A 17,630-nucleotide genomic window follows, 5' to 3' on the forward strand; every position below is an offset into this window, starting at 1 on the left:
TGAGAAAACCATTTATTTACACCGATAGGCAAGAAGTAAATTTACAATTTCTCCTTTACTTCAGATTCGAATATGTGTGAAATTTCCTTGAATGATTTCCAAAATCTCACCACCTTACCCTATGCACAAAATATATTGGTACGGGTTCAAACGCCAGCTGATCGAGTTTTATCAGCTCTTGCGCTCGGAAAACATTATAGACTGTGACATTGATGAGTTTTTCTCACATTTTACGGGTAAGAAGCTCGCTATCGAGGATGACTATACCTCTAAGATAAAATGGCAGGGAAGTGCTGAATCGATGCAGATTATTATAGACCACCTTGCCGGAATGAGATTTTTGCAGGGTGAAGATACAAATCTAAAGATATTCCAATCGCATTTTCGTGTTACCCCGGAGCCGAACAGGGTGAGGCAAAAGCTTTTACAGAAGAAACTCGAATTTTTATTTCCCGCAACATCCGGCTACAGGTGCAAGGAAAGGCTATTCTACAAAGCAAGAAACAAAGAAGAAAGCATGTCAAAACTGCTAAACGATCTTGAAATTGTACCTAAGTAAGGTTGGGAATTTTACTCTATTTTAAAATAATACCAGTTGTCAGTAATCTTTTTAACTATTGATGTAGACGGGATTCCAGTAATTTTTGTTCCTATTTTATCCAAATAAAGCAAACCCTGACTGTACATAATATCTATTTTTACAATATCACCTTCGGTATTCTTTTCTATTCCGAAAATTTCTAATTCAAAGAGAAAATCTTTTAAATTCAGAAACAGGTTTATGTCAATTGAATTATTATCTAAAAAAGATGCAAAGGATTTACCTTCATTTATAATACTATTGATATTATTTTTTTTCCAAAAATCAATTTCCGACATATTAAGAATTGTAATTCGAAACATTCCATTCTTAGCAACAATATCATAAACAACTTCATAAGAAAAATACTTTCTAGAAATATCTATTAAAGATTTTTGATTCAGGAATTTTCTTGCAATTTCGTTAAATCTAGATTCATTATTAACTAATATTTCTTTGGCATCATCATAAGATACCTCAAGTTTCTTGTGCCTGGAACTACAACTGAAAAAAAATAATGATAGTAAAACTAATGTTAGGTAATACTTAATTTGACTTTTCATTTTTCGATCATTTGTCATTCCCCGATTATCTTCACCAGCACTCTCTTTTTCCTCTTCCCGTCGAACTCCCCGTAAAATATCTGCTCCCACGGTCCGAAATCCAGCTCCCCGTCCGTTACGGCCACTACCACTTCTCGACCCATTATCGTCCTTTTTAGATGCGCGTCGGCATTATCCTCGTATCCGTTGTGCTTATATTGTGAATGCGGTTTCTCCGGGGCGAGTTTCTCCAGCCATGCCTCATAATCCTGGTGCAGTCCGCTCTCATCATCATTTATGAATACGCTTGCCGTAATGTGCATCGCATTACAAAGTACGAGCCCCTCCTTGATCCCGCTTTCCTGTACGCATCTCTCCACATCCGGCGTAATATTGATCAGTTCTCTCCGCTTCTTGACCTCAAACCAAAGCTCTTTTCTGTATGATTTCATATGTAAGATTTTTTCTATATAATAAATCTTTAAACTTAATATTTAAACTCATTCCAAAACTCCGCCTACAGGTGAAGAGTTACTCCGCCATTATGGAAATCGGCGTGAAGAAATTACCCGGCTTCAAACGTTCTCCGATGAAATCGGAGACGGACGGGTACTGTCTGAGCGAGCGTCTAACTTTCTGATCGTATAGTGAGCGAGTTTAGCCGTCTGAGTGCAGAACACGGGTAATTTTAGCCGATTTACATCTGGCGGTGCATTTTGCTTCTTTTGTGCAAGCAAAAGAAGGGATGAGAAAACGATCTGTCATGCCGATAGGCAAGTATTTTCCCTTCAGGCAATGTCCATCCCAAAATTATTCAATCCCATCTAAGATCCATTCTCCCTATTTTTATATAAACCCGCAAAATGAGCCCAAAGCAAAAAAAGAAGCTCATCATACTTGGTTCCGGCTTTGCCGCTTACGGTGTTATTAAAAAGATCGACCTCGATTCCTATGACGTTGTAAATATCAGCCCCCGAAATCACTTCCTTTTTACTCCGCTCCTTCCCAGTACAACAGTTGGTACGATAGCTTTCCGCAGTATTATCGAACCCATACGTTCCTTACGAAAAGTCCGCTTTTTCATGGGTGAATGCCTCAGTATTGATCATCAGAATAAAAAAGTAAAATGTTTGGATAAGGATTCCGGCGAAAAGTTCGATATGGATTATGACTATCTTATCATCGGGGTAGGTGAGATCACGAATACTTTCGGCATCGAGGGTGTGAAAAAATACGCTTACTTCCTGCGTGAACTTAGCGACGCACGAAAGATACGTGTTAAAATAATCGACTGCTTCGAGGATGCGAACCTGCCCGGCTTGAGTGAAGATGAGATCCGGGACAAACTCCGTTTCGTTATCTGCGGGGGAGGACCTACCGGTGTGGAGTTCGCTGCTGAATTAAATGACCTTCTGGAAGAGGATATCAAAAAGAAATATCCCGGTCTCCTCCAGTATACCGAGATCATCCTCGTTGACGCGGCGCAAAAAATACTCAGCTCGTTTAGTCAAAAGCTCAGTGAGTACGCGATGAAAGTCTTCAACCGTGCCAAGATTGACCTCAAAATGAATTCCATTGTAACCGACGTGCAAAAGGATTGCCTGACTTTGAAAGACGGCACTATAATTAAATACTCCATGCTGGTTTGGGCAACAGGCAATACCGCGCTTCCTTTCGTAAAGGACACACCATTCGAGAAAGATAAGAATGGCAAGATTATAACGGACAATTACTTCAGAGTCCCGGGATATGACGGGATCTTTGCGGTCGGCGACTGTTCTGAAATTAAAGACAAACCTCTCCCCGCAACAGCACAGGTTGCACAGCGTGAAGGATATTTCATCGCAAAATACCTGAACAAAATTGCAAAAGGGAAGGAGTGCGGCCCCTTCCGGTATAAAAATCTTGGAATGCTGGCTTATATTGGAAGTAATAAGGCGCTTGCTGATACTCCCCAGTTCAAAGGCTCCGGTTTTAATACATGGATCTTCTGGCGAAGTGCTTATCTGACAAAACTCGTCGGACTCCGAAATAAGATACATGTCTTGTTCGACTGGATAATGACCTCCGTATTCGGCCGCGACCTCAGCAACTTCTAACTCCTCTTTATCATTCGTGATAATTTGTGGTATAAATCTTTTTTAAATTTTCCTTATATTTTTAAGTAAATCAATATCTAACCTTCTATGAAAAAGATTCTACTCGCTCTATTTATACTTTCTGCTTCGACGGCATTCTCTCAATGGCAGCAGGTCATTTCCATGAATCCTGCTCAGTCACTGCATGAGATCGAATTCTACGATTCTAATACCGGCTATACCGTCAGCACCCTTTATAACGGCTCCACCATGAATATATATAAGACCACTAACGGAGGTCTTAACTGGACCGCGCAAAATTCCGGCTATACCGGTACCCGCCTGATGGCAATAGAGATACTGCACCCGGACACGGTTTATATCAGTGGCAATTATGGTATTATCTTAAAGACAACCAACGGTGGGCTTAATTGGATACGCCAGCCAACCGCTGATACCACTACCCAGCTATGGGGACTTAAATTTACCAACTCCTTCACGGGTTATTGTTGCGGAAGCGGGGGAGTCATCTACAAAACAACTAACGCCGGTGCCAACTGGAACCTCCTGAATTCCGGCAGTAATACACAACTGTATAAACCATTTTTCGTAAACGAAACTACCGGATATGTCAGCGGTGCGCCCGTCGTCTTGAAAACCACTAACGCCGGACAAAGCTGGTTCCCGCTGGATGTGGGTGTCATTCCTCCGGTCGAATTCTTTCGTGATATTAAGTTTACTTCGGAAAACACAGGTTACCTCATCGCGGATGTAGGCAGAATTCGTAAAACCACAAATGCAGGCGTCAATTGGACACTCCTAAGTACTGGTACTACGGAAGCGCTGTTCTCAATTAGTTTTCCAACACCTGATACAGGTTATGTGGGAGGCGATCACGGCATAGTACTTAAGACCACAAATGCGGGCGATAATTGGACTATCCAGCAGACCTCTTTAAACGAATTCATATATGGGATTGCTTTTACTTCCCCGGTTGAAGGGCTTGCTTGCTCATGGAGCGGAAAGATCCTTAAAACAACCAATGGCGGTGTCGTTACGTCTATATCAGACCCTCTTATTATTCCTGAAGGATATTCTCTCAGGCAAAATTATCCTAACCCATATAATCCTTCGACGGATATTGAGTTTAGTATCTTAAAAAATGAGTATGTAAAATTGGTCGTATATGATTATCTGGGTAGGGAAGTGAAGACTCTTGTCTCAGAACAGTTATCACCCGGCTCCTATTCTGTATCCTTTGATGGAGAGAACCTCTCCAGTGGTGTCTATTACTATAAACTCACTGCCGGGTCGTTCACTGAAACAAAAAAGATGACTTTACTCAAATAAGGTGTTATCCTAGACAACTTGGTAATTATAAGATATCTGAAATTACTTAGAGGAAAAGTTTTTCAATTAAAAAAGCTAAACTACCTAATATTAAAGAAATGATAATTATTTTCCAATCTTTTAGGTTAATATTCAGTTTTTCTTTATATTCTTTTATGGATGAGTTTAGGAGTAGTTCATAGCTTTTATAAGTGAGAGTTTCATAAATTAAATATACAGTAGAGAAAGACCAAAGTATAACTGTAACAATAATAAAAGTAGAATTTTTTAAATAATCTACTACGTTACTTATAACAGCAGCATATAGGGCAAGTATTACAGGTATTGCATATAATACTATAGAGGGTAGTAAATCTATTTTTGAGATTCGTTTAGGAAACTTAGCTAATAATTCTCTAACCTTATTGTATGTAAATTGTAAAACCTCATTATCTTTATCGGATATTCTTATTTCACCAATTACGTCTTGAGTAATAAGCCTAATTTCTAATTTTGCTTCTAATTCAAACATCAGACCACTTGTTTCAGGTGGGTGATATGATGTACCCCCTATACCACCTTTGAATATTCTTGTCGAAAAGTTCATAAATGCTTTTATGTAAAAATTATTTGTACTTGTCTCATCGTAAAATTCAACTCTTAGTGAATCTATATTATCAGGTTGCACTACACGGTTATTAACTACAATCTCTTTTATGACTAACCTTTCCTCAATTATCTGTATTAGTTTTTTAAATACAACTAGATCAATTCTAAAAGATTTTAATTGGAATGTTTCTGATTTATTTTTTAAATCTAATTTAGTATTGGACATTTTTATTGTTGATGGTAAGAAAGATTACTTAATTGTTAAAGATAACACCTTTATTATTGTTTTGAAATTAATAATAAAAAGGGAAAAATAACATAATAAAAACATGGTAATTATCCTATTTAAAATTTTTAAAAGTAATGTTTATCGTCCAGGTATTACTGATGTGAAATTGAAACCAGTTGATGGAGAGAACCTCTCCAGCGGTGTCTATTATTATAAACTCACAGCCGGGTCGTTCGCAGAAACAAAAAAGATGACTTTACTCAAATAAAAACCCCCCTCCGACGGAAGGGTACGACGAAGTCGGGAGTAGGTCCCAAAGTAAAACACCAATCACGCCGTCAGGCGAAAATACAAAAAAGTATTGTCATTCCCGCGAAAGCGGGAATCTAGACCCTTTGCTTTGAGCGTTGTGGTTAGCTATATTCGGTCTCAAACATTACATGCGATTTGATTCATATATCTTTCATCTGGCGGTACATTTTGCTTCTTTGTGCAAGCAAAAGAAGTTGCCTAAGGCATAATAAAAGTAAATATTACTATCACGCGGTAGGCAAAAAACTTTATCTATCTCCCCTTTTACAAAGGGGAGAAGACATGACCGGCGAAGAATGAGCAGCTGTCATGTCAGAGGGGTTAAAAACATTCTAGCGAAAACAAAAAAACCCCCTCCCTTTTCGGGGAGAGGGCTAATAATCTCATTTTTTTGTATTTTATTGGAAGTGTATGCTGTAAAGTATGTCTTCCATCATCTGGCTGTTTGCCTCGAATTGATCTGTTGGTGTATAAATATAGATCACATAATTTCCCGCGCCGTCTGCCTCGATTGCCGACATAACGTACATCATCATGTCCTGCCCGTTGATATTTCCTCTTGCTGCCGTAATATAGCCTTCGATGTTGCCGACCTGTATTTCGTTTGCTTCGCCGTCCGGTTCATAATCGAAATCGCCTAACGCTGCTTCCAGCAGATCATCCGAACTTATCTTGTCGTTAGGGAATATTACAAGAGTAGTTCCCATTGTCTTGTCTTCGCTTAGTGTCGAGAACTTGTTCGTTGAGTTTTCTTCAACTGTCCATTGTGACGGAAGGTAAAATGTTACTTTGCCGTCTGAAGTAGCGAGAGCAGTCCAGTCCTCAGGTGCTTCCTTCGTTACGTCCTGCTTTGGTTGTTCGGACTTTTTGATTTCTTTTTTCTTACCGGATGATTGGTTCTCGGTCGTCTTGTTCTCTGTCTTCGGTTTGTCTTCGGTTTTTGGGGCTTCGTCTTTTTTGCCACATCCTGTCAGTATCAGTGAGCTTATTAATAACGAAAATACTATTGCCCGTGTCTTTCCGGGCAGGGAAGATAAAAAGGTTTTGTGTACCATTTTTTGTGCGGTTTAATTTTGGAATCCGTTGCAGTATGCAATGGAAGAAATACCTCCAAAATTACCAAAAATAATTTTAACTTTTTTTAGAATTTTATAAGGAATTGTAAAACCGAGGATTAATCAATTTTGTCATTCCCGCTAAAGCGGGAATCTAGACCTGGTATCTCAAGCGGTTTTTAAGGTTATTTCTTTGCAGGTAATTCGGGCGGTGTTCTTGAAAATTCTTGTCTCCTTCGAGGCTATACTTTACTTCTTCTTCGGCTTGTAAAAATGCGTGCTCTCTCCGAAAAATACCTCCGCCGCCTCCATGACAGTCTCCGATAATGTCGGGTGTGGATGTATTGACATCTTGACGTCGGTAAGTGTAGCCGCCATCTCCACCGCCAGCACTCCCTCTGCTATCAGCTCTCCTGCACCCGGTCCTGCAATACCAACTCCGAGAACCCTCTCTGTCTCAGGTTCTACTAGTAGCTTTGTCAGCCCGTCCGTTCTTCCAAGTGTACCTGCCCTTCCTGATGCCGCCCAGGGAAATTTTGCTATTCCAACTTCGATACCCTTCTCCTTTGCTTCAGTTTCTGTCAGCCCGCACCATGCTACCTCCGGGTCGGTAAATACGACTGCCGGTATCGCCGATGGCTCGAAAGCCGCTTTGTGCCCCGCAATAACCTCCACAGCAGTTCTTCCCTCATGGGAAGCCTTGTGCGCCAGCATCGGTTCTCCCACTACGTCGCCTATAGCATAGATTGCTTCATCAGCCGTCTGCATCTTATTATTCACCTTTACAAATCCCTTCTCCGTAACTTCCACTTTGGTATTTTCCAGCCCGAGGTTCTCTGAATTCGGTTTCCTTCCCACCGACACGAGCACCTTATCGAAAGTCTCTGTCGTCTGCTTCCCATCCTTATCTTCCATCGTTACATCTAATCCCTTTTTGCCCTCTTTAAGTTCGATAACTTTTGAATTTAGCTTTATCTCCTTCACTTCCTTCTTCATCTTTGTCTCGAGCTGTCTCGCAAGGTCCCTGTCAGCGCCATTCAGAATATGAGGTAGCATTTCTATAACCGTTACTTCCGTTCCGAGCGCCGCATACACCGATCCCAGCTCCAGCCCGATGTAACCCCCGCCGATGACAAGCATCGTACCGGGCACGTCCTCTATGTTGAGCGCCGATGTCGAGTCTAGTACGTTTGGATTATCTATTGAGATGTTTGGTATCTTTACAGGTCTGGAACCCGTTGCAAGTATTGCCTTGTCGAATTCAACCTTCTCCGTTCCGCCGTCGTGTTTTGTCACTTCCAGCGTATGTGAGTCGAGGAACTTCGCTTCACCCCTTATGTATTCTATCTTTCTCTGCTTAACCAGTATCCCGAGCCCGCCCGTGTTCTTGTTCACAACTTCATCTTTCCATGCCGTCAGTTTCTTTGGTGTTATCTTAGGCTTGTTAAAGTCCACGCCCCAGTCCTTCATCTCGCTTGCTTCACGGATCACCTTCGCGATGTGAAGCAGTGCCTTTGACGGGATACACCCCCTATATAAACAAACTCCTCCGGGATTCTCTTCCTTATCTAATAATGTCACCTTCATTCCGAGGTCTGCCGCCAGGAACGCCGCCGCGTATCCTCCCGGTCCCGCCCCGATTACTACTATCTCTCTTTTACTCAATTAAACTTTCCTTTCTTTACAATTGTCATTCCCGCGAAAGCGGGAATCTAGACTAGTCACATATTTACGTGAAATCAAAGTGTATTCTATCCCTTACTGATTTGCGTCGATTTATTAAAACACTCGTTCCCAAATACCGATTTGGGAACGCAAACTGAAATTACTATAAAAAATAGGATTTAATCCTCTTCCTTATAATGTATAATGTTCCCATTTAAAGTATGTGTACAGCACTTACATAATGCTTCTATAGTAGCAGATGGGTTTACTTTCTGAAGTATATTGTTTTCATCAATATATAATTGATGGTAATAGGTTGATTCACCCACTCTGACTATTCCAAAAAATTTATCATTATTGTCGTTTTCGTGTTTTGTATTAGGTCGTTCAACTATCCAAAAAATTGGTTCTTCTTTATCTAACCTTGAGATCGCTTCGCTAAAAACTTCATCCCAGTTTTTTCCAACCTTAGAGAGTAAAAATCTAAATAAAGGAGTATAATCCATTCCTTTACTTTGTTTACTCTTCATACCTAATTTATTGCCGTCAAACTCTTTTATTTTTTTAGAATTCTTCTCGTCTTTAAAATGGTTTTTTATGAAACCATGATTAAAAGCGGTCTTATTAGCTTTTCTATATAAAGGTTTTTTATTTTTTCTATCAACTTTCATTTTTATAGCATCATAGAGAAAGGCGACTCGAGCGCGCTGCATATCCACCTCAAAAATCTCGCCGCGTCCGCTCCGTCTATTATCCTGTGATCATACGTTAGCGACAATGGCATAACGAACCTCGCCACAAACTCGCCGTCCTTGTAAACCTGCTTGTAGCCTGCCCTCGATACGCCGAGTATCGCTACCTGCGGTGAATATACGATCGGCGTGAAACCCGTTCCGCCTATTCCGCCGAGGTTCGATATGGTGAAGTTACCGCCGTCCATTTCTTCCGGCGTTATCTTTCTGTCTCTTGCCTTTGCCGAGATTTCCGCCAGCTCGACCGATATGTCGGTTAGGCTCTTCTCGTTCACATTCTTTATTACGGGAACAAGCAAGCCCCTGTCCGTATCGACCGCTATACCGATATTAAAATACTTCTTATAAACGACTTCTCTCTTTTCCATGTCGATGCTGGTATTGAACTGCGGGAATTTCGCCAGCGCCGCCTCGCATATCTTTACCAGTATGCCCGTTACCGTAAGGTTCCCGCCCTTCTCCTTTATTGCAGGTCCGTTCTTTTTCCTGAATGCTTCTAACTCCGTTATATCAGCCTCGTCGAATTGTGTCACCATAGGGGTTGTGTTCCACGCATAGCTTAATCCTTCTGCGGTTACCCTGCGAACGTTTGACATAGGTATCGATTCCGTCTCACCCCACTTCGAAAAATCCGGCAGCGGTTTATGAGCAATACCGCCTCCGCTTGCCGTTGAACTAGGTGCGCCCTGTTGCATTAGACTCTTTACGAATAGCTTAACGTCTTCATCGGAGATTCGTCCTGCTGGACCCGATCCTGGTACTTCGTTAATATCGACCCCCAGCTCCCTTGCCAGTCTTCTTACAGATGGAGACGCCGGTGCCGGAATACCATCCCGCTTTTCTCTCTTCACTTCGGTCTTGGCTTCAGCTTTGGGTTCTTCTTTCTTCGGCTCTTCTGCTTTTACTTCTTCCTCGATGGGTTCGTCATAAACTTCCTCTATATGCTCTTCCTCTACTGGTTGTTCTTCTTTTACTTCCTCCTTGGGAGGTTCTTCTTTCTTCTCCCCACGGTCCGATGTGTCGGATTCTTTGGGCTCTTCTTTTTTCGGAGCCGTGCCGTTCCCATCGACTGTCAGTATAACGTCGCCTATCTTTATCTTATCACCCTCTTTTACCTTTATCTCGGAAACAGTTCCGCCTTCCGTTGCAGGTATCTCAAACATCGCTTTATCTGTCTCCAGTTCGATTATCGGCTGGTCCACCGTTATCGTGTCGCCGACATTGACCAGAACCTTAACTATGTCACCCGTTTCAACATTTTCCGATACTTCCGGTAATTTGATCTCTTTTGCCATAGATTAGCTTATTATCGGATTTGGTTTGTCCTGTTTTAATTTTAGATCTTTTATCGCTTTTAATGCCAGGTCGGTTTTTACCTTTCCCTGTTTCGCCAGCATGCCCAGCGTAGCGGCAACTATATATCTGGCGTCCACTTCAAAAAAGTCTCTCAGCCTGTCCCTGCTCTCGCTCCTGCCGAACCCGTCCGTGCCCAGCATTGTGAAAGGTCCCGGTATCCATTGTGATATTGATGCCGGAAGCGCCTTTATATAATCCGACGCCGCAACAAAAACACCCTTCTCATTCTTCAGCGTCTGCTGTATGTAATTTTCTTTCTGCTCTTTCTCCGGGTTTAGCATGTTCCATCTTTCGATATCGATAGCGTCACGGTATAGTTCTTTGTAACTGGTGATGTTCCACACGTCGGCGCTCACACCATAATCTTTCTCCAGCATCTCGGCTGCCTTAATAGCCTCGTTCATTATCGTTCCGCTTCCGAATAAATGCGCCTTCACGTCCGTACCGTTGTTATCCGACTTCTTAAACCTGTACATCCCTTTTAATATCCCTTCCTTGATACCTTTTCTTCTTGGCATCTCAGGCATTGGGTAGAACTCGTTCATCACCGTGATATAATAAAACACGTCCTCGCCCTTCTCATACATTCTGTAAAGACCGTCCCGCACGATCACCGCTACCTCGTATGCAAATGCCGGGTCGTATGCTTTTAAATTCGGCACCGAGTAAGCGAGTATGTGGCTGTTGCCGTCCTGGTGCTGTAAACCCTCGCCCGCAAGCGTCGTCCGTCCCGATGTGCCTCCCAGCAGGAAGCCCTTTGTTCTCATGTCGCCTGCCGCCCATACCAGGTCGCCTATACGCTGGAATCCGAACATCGAATAATAAATAAAGAAAGGTATCATGTTCACCTTGTGAGCTGAATATGACGTACCCGCCGCTATGAATGACGACATCGAACCCGCTTCAGTGATTCCTTCTTCCAGTATCTGCCCGTCCTTTGCCTCTTTGTAATAAAGCAGGCTTGCCTTGTCAACCGGCTCGTAAAGCTGTCCCGCGTGTGAATATATTCCCACCTGCCTGAATAGCGATTCCATACCAAACGTTCTTGCCTCATCCGGTACTATCGGCACGATGTATCTGCCGATTCCCTTGTCTTTTAATAACTTCGACAGCAGATGCACGAAAGCCATCGTCGTTGCAACCTCTCTGTCTCCCGATCCTTCGTAAAACTCCTCGAATAAACTTTCCGGTGGTGTTTTTATTGGCTGTGCTTTCGTATTCCTTTTCGGGATGAAGCCGCCCAGCGCTTTTCTCTTTTCGCGGAGGTACACCATCTCCTTGTCGTCGTCATCCGGTTTGTAAAACGGTATCGTGTCCACCTGGTCGTCTGATATCGGTATGCCGAACCTCGATCTGAAATCCCTCAGCTCGTGTTCGTTTAATTTCTTCTGTGAGTGTGTAATGTTCCTTCCTTCGCCTGCTTCACCGAGACCGTATCCCTTGATCGTCTGTGCAAGTATCACCGTGGGGGAACCCTTGTGTTCCACCGCCGCCTTATAAGCTGCGTAAACTTTTTCCGGATCATGCCCGCCCCTCGCCAGCTTCGACAGCTGTTCGTCGGAATAGCCTTCTACCATTTCCAGCAGTTCCGGGTATTTACCGAAGAAATCCTTCCTGATGTAATCACCGTCCGATACACTGTACTTCTGGAACTGTCCGTCCACAACCTCGTTCATCCTCTTTACAAGAAGCCCCTTCTTATCCTTTGCCAATAGCGGGTCCCAGTCACTTCCCCAGATGACCTTGATCACGTTCCATCCTGCGCCTCTGAATATCGCTTCCAGTTCCTGTATTATCTTTCCGTTTCCTCTCACCGGTCCGTCAAGCCTTTGCAGGTTGCAGTTAATAACGAAGATTAAATTCTCGAGCTTTTCCCTCGATGCCAGCGTTATCGCGCCGAGCGTTTCCGGTTCGTCCGTCTCACCGTCACCGATGAAAGCCCACACCTTTTGCTTAGAAGTGTCTTTTATTCCTCTGTCCTTCAGGTACTCGTTAAATCTCGCCTGATAGATAGCCATTATCGGACCAAGTCCCATCGATACCGTCGGGTATTCCCAGAAATTTGGCATTAGCCACGGGTGCGGATATGAACTCAATCCCTCGTGCGACGGGTTAAGCTCGCGTCTGAAATTCTTTAAATGCTCCTCCGACAGCCTGCCCTCGAGAAAAGCCCTCGCGTAGATTCCCGGTGAGGCGTGACCCTGGAAATAGATGATGTCGCCGTCGCTGTCACCGTCTTTGCCTCTGAAAAAGTGTGTGAACCCGACCTCCAGCAGTGTTGCCGATGATGCGTATGTCGAGATGTGTCCGCCGATACCGCTCGATTCGCGGTTGGCTCTAACCACCATTGCCATGGCGTTCCATCTTATGATGCTTTTTATAGTGCGCTCGATCTCCCTGCTTCCGGGATATGGCGGCTGTTTTGTTGCAGGTATTGTATTGATGTAGGGAGTATTTGCGGAAAACGGTGCCTGTACTCCGCTCTTCTTTGCGTGTACGTGAAGTCTCTGGAGCAGTTCGCGTACTCTCTCAGGTCCTTCCGCCTGCTGTACATAATCCAGTGACTCTAGCCATTCCTGGTTTTCCAGTTCACGCTCGTGGTCGCTCATTTTTCCGTTTGCTCCGTTTGAGCTGATTCCTTTTATCTTGTCTAAATCACTGTTGCTCATAATATTATTCCTTTTAGATGCTTAGGTATTGTTATACGAACTCAAAATTAGCCATTATTTAAGAGATAATAAATGACATTACGAATGAGCATCGCGAATGAGTAATGTCATTGCGAGGAGTCAGCTTGGCGGACGACGCGGCAATCCCCTCAAATCCCGGATACATTTAACAAAAATTTTATTTGCCTATTGGTTACCGCCCTGCTATTTTTCAGTACCAGCCTTCTGTAAAATCTCACAAATTTATTTCGTTTGTTAGCTCTTATTATAGGTTTTTTCAAACAGCTAAACACAAAAACAATATGAGATTCAAATCAAAAAAACAGAGAGGCTATACCATTTATGCCATTACAGGCGTAAACACAATTTCCTTTGCGATAGACCCGGGATTTACGGAGCCAAAGAACAAAAAGGCTGATACAAAAGGATTGCTTGGCTTTGCAATGGAACGCCACGACCACATGGAGGATGAGCGCTACTTCATGCCGGGTTTCAAAGTATTTGAAAGTATCATTTCGGATCCTGTGGAGGATATGCTGCTCAGCACGTTCGATTTTCCAGTCCAGAGTTTTGTGTGGGATGATTTTACGGGTAAGCCGGGCTATAAGTACACATATTACTTTTACCCGGTAAAGGGTAAGCCAAAGAATCTCATTCGCGAAAAACCGATCGAGATCACCGTTCACACGGAGCCGATGTTTTCATCGCTCGAAAACGACGTTTTCTTTAACCGCGGTGTTGCCTCCAGCCAGGCGTATGCGAAGAAGTTTAATAACATTCCTCCCGATAAGATAACAGACGACAAAAAGAAAAAAGAAGCCAAACAATGGCTGAGCCGTGAACTGGACGACTCGATCATTGGGTTTATACGTGATGCGGAAAAAGGCGACACTCTTCTGGTCTGCTATTATGAATTTCATTACCAGGACATCGTAGATGAATTTGCTAAAGCAATAAAGAGGAAAGTCGACGTGCAGATAATTGTCGATGGAAAGGATAACAAGGAGAGGTTTCCGCTCGATAAGAATATGAAAGCCATCAAAACCGCTAAGATACCTTCAAAGAACGTCACTTACCGCAGTTTCAATAAGAGCTACATAATGCATAACAAATTCATTGTTCTGCTCAAAAACGCCGGTAAAAATAAACCGAAAGTCCCCACTGCGGTCTATACGGGTTCGACCAACCTCTCAGAAGGCGGTATCTTCGGGCAGACAAATGTTGGTCACTGGATACGCAACGAAAAGGTAGCGGAGGCTTATGAAAAATACTGGAACACACTGAGCATCGATCCGGGCAGCTCTCCCGATAAAAAGAAAAAAACCAAAATGACGAGCGCCAAATACAAAGAGGCTAATGAAGCTGTCTCCGGCGATATTGCTCCTGAAGACATTAAAAAGATCCCGCAGGGCTTTACCCCGGTGTTCAGTCCGCGTAAGACGGTCACCATGCTTAATACCTACGCGAAGCTTCTCGACAGCGCCAAACGATCTGCTTTCATTACTCTTGCCTTCGGAATAGGGAAGGTGTTCAAGGACGAGCTCATGGATAATAAAAAGGACAGCCACATCGTTTTCATGCTACTGGAAAAAGAAGATAAACCCGCTAAAGGGAAGGAGAGTGAATTCGTCCGGCTCGGCATCGAAAACAACATTTACCAGGCGTACGGCTCATACCTCGCCGAGCCTCTTTACAAATGGACGCGCGCGGAAACAAATCCCTTGAAGCTTGGACTCAATAAACATGTCAGCTACATCCATTCTAAGTTCCTGCTCTCTGACCCGCTCTCCGGCGACCCCATCGTGGTTTCCGGTTCGGCTAATTTCAGCGAAGCGTCCACGATAAAAAATGATGAGAACATGGTGATAATACGCGGTGATATCCGAGTTGCCGACCTTTACTTCACCGAATTCAACCGCCTCTTTAATCACTACTACTTCCGCGCCGTGTACAATAAAATGAAACAGCAGAAAAAGTCCGGCGCTAAACCCAAAGGCGGTAAAAAGAAGGGCAGTACAAATGATTCGCTTTTCCTTGCTCCCGATGACTCATGGCTTGGAAAATATAAAAAAGGCACGTACCGCTTTAAGCGTGTCAAAATGTTCGCTGAAATGGAAGGTCTTACCGACGTAAAAATGCTCCCGGATTAGAAGTTTTTTTAAAATCTAATAACAATATCATGGAAAACCCACGCAATAGTTCCGAACGCTTTATCACCGCTCCTTTCGTTTCTTCGGGTGATAAGCTGGATGTAACCATTCGGGGGGCAGTGCTCTCTACCCCGGATGGACCTCTGTTGGAAATTTTGCCCGGTATTGTGCTTAGGGTAGATTGGGATGCCAAGGAATCGAGGAAAGCAAAATTTTTATTCCTGTCCATCGCGGATAAGGATACCGCGAAAAACCCTGTCACGGACGAAATAGACTATGGCTCGGTCAAAGAGTTCAGCGTCCGGCTGAGATCCGGTGATACACCTATCTCCGGATTTTTGAAAGAAGGTAATGTCAAAGTTCCTGTTGAAATGAACATCATTTTCGAAACCGGGAGCGGGACATACACCTCTCCTCCCATAAAAGCCTTTCTCAATTCCACTAAAAAATCCGAAAAAGCTTTTATGAAAAGCTACGGCGACGCATTATTCACCACCACGGTTAAAACCGGTATAATATTTCCTCTCGGCATAGTCTGCTTCTTTATCTGGTGGATCACTAGCGGGATCTTTTGGACGAGATGCGTTGGCGGATGCCTCCCGGTTGTTACGAATTGCAAATGCTTTTCACCGGTTTCTTTAAAATGGAAAACTTTCTGCGGAGGCTGGGTCCCGTGCTTTTGCGTACCCTGGTTCATCTGATCCCTGTAACTCTACTGTCATTCTGTCCCAGGGACTCCTACGGAGAGCGAAGCGAAGAATCCCCGGCTTATCCCGTTTATTAACCCACGATCACCGAAGGTGATTATTACGGCATTATGGGAATTCACGTCCGGAGGAAAATTTCACGGCTTCAAGCGTTCTCTCCCGAGAACTCGGGGGAGACGGACGGGTACTGTCTGAGCGAGCGTCCTTTTCATTCATTGAAGCGAACGAGTTTAGCCGTCCGAGCGCAGAACACGGGAAATTTTAGTAAATTCCCATTAAGCCGCGCCTTTTGCTTCTTTTTGCGTAAAAAGAAGCCGTCGGAGACAAACATTCCTTTCACTTTTCGCTTTTGCCCTCTCACTTTTTAGTATATATACGTATCTAACCTTTTTCTCATTTAAATGAGTGAGCGGCAGTGTTATTTTATAGCGGATATTGCAAAATAACACTGCCACTATGAAAAAACCCGAACCCGTCGTTCTCTCACGGGAAGAGATCATCGCCGAATACCAGCGCGTAAAAACATCACTCGGATACCAGCCCTCGCAGAGGGAGTTCGTCTCCAATGCAAGTGTCACGTCGTACAACATGGTAAGGATCTTCCGCACTTACAGCCGTCTCGTAAGATCAGCCGGGGACACGCCCCAGATTGCCGTCGCCCGCGAATCCCCCGATGAAGAAGTTTACTTCGAAGCCTTCGGGCAGTACCTCCGCGCGCACCGCGCCCTCCCCGCAATGAACGACTGGATATATCACGGTATCTCACCCGGTTACAGGTCATTCCTGTGGAAGTTTAAGTGCAGGTGGTCCGAGTTCCCGTACATATTCCTTGCCTGGGCATCCGTCCGCCCCGCCTGGAAGGATGTCCTCTCCCTCATCCCGCCCCGTCACGTCCCCCAAAAATATTCCGGAGAATGGGGACCCGCCGACCTCCGTTTGCTCGACTCGATCCCTCCGATCCTCCATGACATCACACGCCTTGCCTTTGGAGACGGCGATCCCGCGCAATTCGAAAAACAGTGCGCCCTTGCTCTCCGTGTGCTCGGCTTCGAAGTCCATGAGATGGGAAGCCTTGCGGGCAGAAATCCCGACGGCATCGCGAGGGATGCCCGTGAAAGGTTCGCCGTGATATACGACGCCAAATCCAGGAAGGATTATTATACCATCGGCACCGATGACAGGCAGTTCACCGAATACATACTCAGCCACAAAAAAGCTCTCGATATGCAGGGCTTTCAGACGGTCTTCTTCCTTATCATCTCCGGACGCTTCGGCGGTATGAGCCCCGTGCCCTTCCAAAACGTCCAGCTCGCCACCGGCGTCACGCTCTCCTGTATCACCGCCGAAAACTTACTCCGCATCATCGCAAGCAAAATACTAAAACCCCTCACCTACGACACCGCAAAGATCAAACAACTCCTCATAACCGGCGGAGAGGTCACAAAAACTAACATAGAGAAGGTGTTTAAGCAGTAGCAGAAAAGACTCCACAAAAATTATTATTAATTAGTATTTAACAAAATCAATAAGTATACTGTAAACAAAGTATCTTAGCTAAAGAATTAGGTTGATTTGAACTCAAAAAATCTCTACTTTT

The 17,630-nt window shown here is 43.9% G+C and carries 14 protein-coding genes; 6 read left to right on the plus strand and 8 right to left on the minus strand.

Annotated features, from left to right (window positions below; genetic code table 11):
- Positions 1–121 precede the first annotated feature (121 nt).
- On the plus strand, positions 122–559 hold the full coding sequence (locus tag H6614_00600; GenBank protein ID MCB9242153.1) for a hypothetical protein: 438 nt from the start codon (positions 122–124) through the stop codon (positions 557–559).
- Positions 560–570: 11 nt separating this feature from the next.
- Here H6614_00600 and H6614_00605 read toward each other — a convergent pair whose 3' ends face one another.
- Complete coding sequence (locus tag H6614_00605) at positions 571–1,233, minus strand: hypothetical protein (GenBank protein ID MCB9242154.1); 663 nt, start codon at positions 1,231–1,233, stop codon at positions 571–573.
- On the minus strand, positions 1,158–1,574 hold the full coding sequence (locus H6614_00610) for a YjbQ family protein (GenBank protein MCB9242155.1): 417 nt from the start codon (positions 1,572–1,574) through the stop codon (positions 1,158–1,160). Before H6614_00610 ends, H6614_00605 begins: the two co-directional genes overlap by 76 nt.
- A gap of 411 nt (positions 1,575–1,985) precedes the next feature.
- Between H6614_00610 and H6614_00615 the strand changes: the two genes are divergently transcribed.
- Both H6614_00615 and H6614_00620 read left to right on the plus strand, forming a co-directional pair.
- Positions 1,986–3,221 (plus strand): FAD-dependent oxidoreductase, encoded by a 1,236-nt coding sequence (locus tag H6614_00615; GenBank protein ID MCB9242156.1) that lies wholly within the window; start codon positions 1,986–1,988, stop codon positions 3,219–3,221.
- 87 nt (positions 3,222–3,308) lie between these two features.
- On the plus strand, positions 3,309–4,550 hold the full coding sequence (locus tag H6614_00620) for a T9SS type A sorting domain-containing protein (GenBank protein ID MCB9242157.1): 1,242 nt from the start codon (positions 3,309–3,311) through the stop codon (positions 4,548–4,550).
- 46 nt (positions 4,551–4,596) lie between these two features.
- Here the strand turns inward: H6614_00620 and H6614_00625 are convergent, their stop codons facing one another.
- From H6614_00625 to aceE, 6 genes are all read right to left on the minus strand, one after another.
- Positions 4,597–5,364 (minus strand): hypothetical protein, encoded by a 768-nt coding sequence (locus H6614_00625; GenBank protein MCB9242158.1) that lies wholly within the window; start codon positions 5,362–5,364, stop codon positions 4,597–4,599.
- Between the two features lie 713 nt (positions 5,365–6,077).
- Positions 6,078–6,734: a hypothetical protein gene (locus H6614_00630; protein ID MCB9242159.1), complete on the minus strand. Its 657-nt coding sequence runs from the start codon at positions 6,732–6,734 to the stop codon at positions 6,078–6,080.
- Between the two features lie 249 nt (positions 6,735–6,983).
- Positions 6,984–8,399 (minus strand): dihydrolipoyl dehydrogenase, encoded by a 1,416-nt coding sequence (gene lpdA / locus H6614_00635; GenBank protein MCB9242160.1) that lies wholly within the window; start codon positions 8,397–8,399, stop codon positions 6,984–6,986.
- 179 nt (positions 8,400–8,578) lie between these two features.
- Complete coding sequence (locus H6614_00640) at positions 8,579–9,070, minus strand: hypothetical protein (GenBank protein ID MCB9242161.1); 492 nt, start codon at positions 9,068–9,070, stop codon at positions 8,579–8,581.
- Between the two features lie 2 nt (positions 9,071–9,072).
- A complete protein-coding gene (locus H6614_00645) occupies positions 9,073–10,446 on the minus strand; it encodes a 2-oxo acid dehydrogenase subunit E2 (protein MCB9242162.1) in 1,374 nt (457 codons plus the stop codon).
- Positions 10,447–10,449: 3 nt separating this feature from the next.
- Positions 10,450–13,116, minus strand: a complete 2,667-nt coding sequence (gene aceE / locus H6614_00650) for a pyruvate dehydrogenase (acetyl-transferring), homodimeric type (GenBank protein MCB9242163.1) — start codon at positions 13,114–13,116, stop codon at positions 10,450–10,452.
- Between the two features lie 362 nt (positions 13,117–13,478).
- On the opposite strand from aceE, the gene H6614_00655 reads away from it, so the two are divergent.
- From H6614_00655 to H6614_00665, 3 genes are all read left to right on the plus strand, one after another.
- A complete protein-coding gene (locus H6614_00655; protein ID MCB9242164.1) occupies positions 13,479–15,326 on the plus strand; it encodes a hypothetical protein in 1,848 nt (615 codons plus the stop codon).
- 29 nt (positions 15,327–15,355) lie between these two features.
- Positions 15,356–16,027 carry a hypothetical protein gene (locus H6614_00660; protein ID MCB9242165.1) on the plus strand — a complete coding sequence of 224 codons (672 nt, stop codon included), beginning with the start codon at positions 15,356–15,358 and terminating at the stop codon, positions 16,025–16,027.
- Positions 16,028–16,489: 462 nt separating this feature from the next.
- Positions 16,490–17,509, plus strand: a complete 1,020-nt coding sequence (locus H6614_00665; protein ID MCB9242166.1) for a hypothetical protein — start codon at positions 16,490–16,492, stop codon at positions 17,507–17,509.
- Positions 17,510–17,630 lie beyond the last annotated feature (121 nt).

It is taken from the genome of Ignavibacteriales bacterium (genome assembly GCA_020635255.1).
GTDB lineage: Bacteria > Bacteroidota > Ignavibacteria > Tepidaquicellales > Tepidaquicellaceae > JAEYVS01.